Origin of the sequence: Methylibium sp. T29 (assembly GCF_000576205.1) — a bacterium.
Taxonomy (GTDB): Bacteria; Pseudomonadota; Gammaproteobacteria; order Burkholderiales; family Burkholderiaceae_C; genus Methylibium; species Methylibium petroleiphilum.
In genome coordinates this window covers 1-1,273 of record NZ_AZND01000504.1, presented here as the reverse complement: position 1 = coordinate 1,273, position 1,273 = coordinate 1, and the positions used below count along the sequence as shown (strand labels likewise).

The window sequence follows — 1,273 nt, the reverse complement described above, 5'->3', positions numbered from 1 at the left end:
CGAGCGAGAGCCGCGTACCGCGGTGCGGGCAGCGGTCGGCCAGCGCGTGCGGTGTGCCGGCCTCGTCGCGCCACAGCACCAATTCCGCGCCGAACAGCGTCGCCGCCAGCGGACCGGCGCCCAGGTCGGTGGCCGTCGCCACCGGGTGCCACCCGCGATGTTCGTCGTTCATCGCACTCCCTCGCTCCCGCCTGCCGAAGCCGCACGCGGCGCGGCGATCCGGTCCGCGGGGCGCGCCCCGCCTACTTGGCCGACGGTATCTTGCCCTCGACGCCCTTCACGTAGAAGTCGATCTTGTCCTTCCAGGCCTGGTCGGCCGCCACGCCCTGGGCGAGCAGTTCCTTGCCGTCGTTGGAAAGCAGCGGCCCGGTGAAGACCTCGAAGCTGCCGGCCTTCATGCCGGCCTTGATCTCGTCGATCTTCTTCTTCGTGGCCTCGGGCACCACGTCGGCCACTTTGACGAGGTCGTTCTGGCCTTCCTTGACGCCCCACACGGTGCGCTCGGTCTTCCAGCTGCCGTCGATCACGTCCTTGACCGCCTTCTTGTAGTAGCCGCCCCAGTCGACGATGCAGCTCGCCAGGTGGGCCTTGGGCGCGAAGGCGCTCATGTCGCTGTCCCAGCCGAAGGCGTACTTGCCGTTCTTCTCGGCGGTCTGCAGCACCGCGGAGGAGTCGGTGTTCTGCAGCAGCACGTCGGCGCCGCCGTTGATCAGCGACTGCGCGGCCTCGCCTTCCTTCGGCGGGTCGAACCAGGTGCTGACCCACACCACCTTGGTCTTGATCTTCGGGTTCACGCTCTGCGCGCCCAGCGTGTAGGCATTGATGTTGCGCAGCACCTCGGGGATGGGGAAGGAGCCGACGAAGCCGATCGTGCCGCTCTTGCTCATGCTGCCGGCGATGACGCCGGCCGCGTAGGCGTCCTCGTAGAACTTGGCGTCGTAGATGCGCATGTTCGGCGCGGTCTTGTAGCCGGTGGCGTGCTCGAACTTCACGTCCGGGAACTCGGCCGCGACCTTCAGCATCGGCTCCATGTAGCCGAACGAGGTGGCGAAGATGATCTTGTTGCCCTGGGCAGCCAGGTCGCGGATCACGCGCTCGGCATCGGCGCCCTCGGGCACCTTCTCGACGAAGCTTGTCTTGACCTTGTCGCCGTACTCGGCCTCCACCGCCTTGCGACCCTGGTCGTGGGCGTAGGTCCAGCCGGCGTCGCCGACCGGGCCCACGTAGACCCAGGCCGCCTTCAGCGGCTCGGCAGCCGGAGCCGGGGCGGTGG

At 68.3% G+C, this 1,273-nt stretch carries 2 protein-coding genes; both read right to left on the bottom strand.

Annotated elements, in window-relative coordinates; translation table 11 throughout:
* Positions 1-172, bottom strand: a 172-nt coding sequence (locus tag x551_RS24815; protein ID WP_152543643.1) for a Rieske (2Fe-2S) protein, incomplete at its 3' end; no start/stop codon positions are given.
* A 70-nt stretch (positions 173-242) separates the two neighbouring features.
* Positions 243-1,273: BMP family ABC transporter substrate-binding protein (locus tag x551_RS22405; protein ID WP_036251769.1), on the bottom strand; the 1,031-nt coding region annotated here is incomplete at its 5' end.